This window comes from Staphylococcus sp. URHA0057 (assembly GCF_000620265.1).
Lineage (GTDB): Bacteria > Bacillota > Bacilli > Staphylococcales > Staphylococcaceae > Staphylococcus > Staphylococcus pasteuri.
Map to the genome: position 1 here is coordinate 1 of NZ_JHVS01000025.1, position 2928 is coordinate 2928.

Genomic DNA, 2928 nt, shown 5'->3' on the forward strand with positions numbered 1-2928 from the left:
AGTCGTTTGTTTGGTAACTAACTGTAATTAAAAAGGACACGATAAGTTTAAAAACTTATCGTGCTTTTTATGTGGATCGTACTTCTGATAATCATATGTTATGTCAACTATCTATGATTATTGTTTTTAAGTATATCTAAAAAATCGTCCCCCCAATTGCAAATTGAAAAGACTACCTTATCAAGTTTTAATCCTATTTTAGTCAACCTATAATCTCCTTTTGGAGGAACCACTTGGTAGACCTTCCTTTCAATGATTTTGTCTTTCTCTAATTCTCTGAGTTGCCTTATTAACATACGTTGATTGATATCAGGAAGTTTGTTTTGTAATTCACTCAATCTTAAACGATTATTTTGCAAAAGGTGGTAAACAATGGCAATTTTCCATCTTCCACCAATTACAGACAAGGCTAAATCTTTTGAAGTATAAAATTCTTTATTATTATATTCAATTAACACAAGGAACCCTCCATTTTCATATAGTGACAAAAATGTCAGTATTGTTATTAGAAACAACTAATACCATAATGACATTATAAAAGATAGTAAGGAGAAATTTAATGAAATTACAATTAGCAATTGATTTATTAAATCAAAAAGAAGCAGCAAAGCTTGCTCAAGAAGTAGAAGAATTTATTGATATCGTAGAAATTGGAACACCAATTGTTATAAATGAAGGACTATCTGCCGTTGAATATATGAGTAAGTCAGTTAATAACGCACAAGTATTAGCAGATTTAAAAATTATGGATGCTGCTGGATATGAAGTAAGTCAAGCCGTAAAATTTGGGGCTGATATTGTGACAATTCTTGGTGTTTCTGAGGATGCTTCAATTAAAAGTGCTATTGAAGAAGCTCACAACAATGGTAAAGAATTATTAGTTGATATGATTGCGGTTCAAAATTTAAAACAACGTGCAACAGAATTAGATGAAATGGGTGCTGACTATATTGCGGTGCATACGGGTTATGATTTACAAGCTAAAGGTGCTTCACCTTTAGAAAGTTTACGTACTGTTAAATCAGTTATTTCAAATTCAAAAGTAGCTGTAGCAGGTGGGATCAAACCAGATACAATTAAAACAGTTGCAGCTGAAAAACCAGATTTAATTATTGTTGGTGGTGGCATCGCAAACGTTGACGATCCTAAAGCTGCGGCTAAACAATGTCGTGATATAGTAGATTTATATTCTTAATTTTTTTAATTTATATTGGATAAAAAAACATATGTTATTCGCAAGACAAATATAAAACTGCATATGTTTAAACTTCCTCTTTCTAGTGTATATAGTATTTAGATTTAAAAATTATAATCGAAGGATGTGTTCTATTTATGACTAAAAAAGTAGCAATCATTTTAGCAGATGAATTTGAAGATATAGAATTAACTAGTCCAAAAGAAGCATTAGAAAACGCTGGCTTCGAGACTGAAGTTATTGGTGATACAGAAAAACATGAAGTTGTTGGTAAACATGGTGAAAAAGTAATGGTAGATGTTAGTATTTCAGATGCAAAACCAGAAAATTATGATGCATTATTAATCCCTGGTGGATTCTCACCTGACCATTTACGTGGTGATGAAGAAGGTCGATATGGTACATTTACTAAATATTTCACTCAAAATGATGTACCAACATTTGCAATATGTCATGGCCCACTATTATTAGTTGATACTGATGATTTAAATGGACGTACAATAACTGGTGTTATCAACGTACGTAAAGATTTATCTAACGCGGGAGCACACGTTGTCGACGAATCAGTTGTAGTAGACAACAATATTGTAACAAGTCGTGTACCAGATGATTTAGATGATTTCAACAGAGAAATTATTAAACAATTAGAAGCATAGTTTTGTAATATTAATAAATATTCAATTATTTTAATGACTATCGACAAATTTTATAAAATTTGTCGATAGTTTTTTAGTTGAGATATTATATGAATAAACCAAATAACATAAACATAAAATTAATTTAAAAAGATATTTATATTAATGTACTAAAACTTGGGTTACTAACATGCTACCACCGAATACCAGTACAAAGACCACAACTGGCCAAACGAAACGGAACCAATGTGAATAACGCATATTGAGCATTTGTAATGTAGCCATGACTAAACCGGTTGGAGCTAAGAATAACATTGCATATTGACCAAATTGATACGCAGATACAATCGTATATCTAGGTATACCCACCGTATCGGCTAATGGTGCGAAAATAGGCATCGCTAACACTGCTAGTCCAGATGATGATGGAATAATGAAACCTAGGAAGAAAAAGATAAATAATAATGCGATAACAAATAAAGGACCTTGAATGTTTTCAACAAGTGATGAAGAAAAATGTAAAATCGTATCTGATATTCTTCCATTATTTAATACTAAATTGATGCCACGTGCGAGTCCTATAATAAGTGAGACACCAACTAAATTTGATGCACCTTTAACAAATTCATCTACCACACCTTGTTCTCCCAATCCTTTTGGACCAGTCGCAGCTAAGAACATAATAATGATTGTAAATATAAGAAATGCTGAAGCCATAGTTGGGAACCACCAACCTTGAGACATAACCCCCCACACCATTACAGGGAAAGGTATAACAAATAGTAATAAGATTAATTTCTTACGTGTAGTAAATGTTTGATGTTGAGTATCATGTTCCATGACAGACCATTGTTGATTAAATGTATCTTTATCTTCATAACTATATGAAGCTTTTGGGTTCTTTTTAATCTTTTTACAATACCAATAGAGATAACCTATAACAAACATAGCTCCAACAATACAACCTGCAATACGCCAATACAAACCTTCAGCAAATGTTGTACCAGCTGCATTAGAAGCGATAACCACTGAAAATGGATTGATTGTTGAGAATGTTGATCCCATAGAACTCGCCAAAAAGATAGCTCCTACACAAAC

Annotated in this window: 3 protein-coding genes and 1 pseudogene; 2 read left to right on the plus strand and 2 right to left on the minus strand. The window is 32.2% G+C overall.

Going from position 1 to position 2928, the window contains the following annotated elements; translation table 11 throughout:
• Positions 1-107: 107 nt before the first annotated feature.
• A complete protein-coding gene (locus N524_RS0109385) occupies positions 108-458 on the minus strand; it encodes a winged helix-turn-helix transcriptional regulator (protein ID WP_029056335.1) in 351 nt (116 codons plus the stop codon).
• Between the two features lie 101 nt (positions 459-559).
• Between N524_RS0109385 and hxlA the strand changes: the two genes are divergently transcribed.
• Positions 560-1195, plus strand: coding sequence for a 3-hexulose-6-phosphate synthase (gene hxlA, locus N524_RS0109390; RefSeq protein ID WP_029056336.1), 636 nt, complete (start codon positions 560-562; stop codon positions 1193-1195).
• A 137-nt stretch (positions 1196-1332) separates the two neighbouring features.
• Positions 1333-1851, plus strand: coding sequence for a type 1 glutamine amidotransferase domain-containing protein (locus N524_RS0109395; RefSeq protein ID WP_017636335.1), 519 nt, complete (start codon positions 1333-1335; stop codon positions 1849-1851).
• 141 nt (positions 1852-1992) lie between these two features.
• Here the strand turns inward: N524_RS0109395 and N524_RS0109400 are convergent.
• A pseudogene (locus N524_RS0109400) lies at positions 1993-2928 on the minus strand (YfcC family protein); the annotation flags it as partial.

Excerpts from the sequence above, each read along its gene's own strand:
- N524_RS0109395 (WP_017636335.1), top strand. The coding sequence starts at position 1,333 with ATGACTAAAAAAGTAGCAATCATTTTAGCAGATGAATTTGAAGATATA.
- hxlA (WP_029056336.1), top strand. The coding sequence starts at position 560 with ATGAAATTACAATTAGCAATTGATTTATTAAATCAAAAAGAAGCAGCA.